At 70.3% G+C, this 259-nt stretch carries 1 pseudogene; it reads right to left on the bottom strand.

The features are described from left to right. A pseudogene (locus tag SB771_RS35470) lies at window positions 1-259 on the bottom strand (Clp protease ClpP); the annotation flags it as partial.

Genomic DNA, 259 nt, shown 5'->3' with positions numbered 1-259 from the left:
GCCCGTCGCGGCGCGCGCCGCGCGAGTAGCCGGCGCGCGCCATGGACGCTTCAATGAGAGCGAGCGCCTTGCGGCTGCCGCTCGCGTTGGTGTCTTTCGCGACCTGCGCGCTGTCGAGCAGCCCGGTCGCGAACCCGTCGGATACAGCCTGCTCGGCACCGATCCACGTTTCCTTGTCCATCAGCGCGACCGCGTCGGCCTGGCTGATGCCGGCGCGCTTCGCATAGAGGCTCGCCATCGCGGTGTCGAACGGTTCGAG

This window comes from Burkholderia sp. SIMBA_051 (assembly GCF_046534915.1).
Taxonomy (GTDB): Bacteria; Pseudomonadota; Gammaproteobacteria; order Burkholderiales; family Burkholderiaceae; genus Burkholderia; species Burkholderia ambifaria.
Note: the sequence above shows the minus strand (reverse complement) of the source record. Positions and strands in the feature narration are given on the sequence as shown.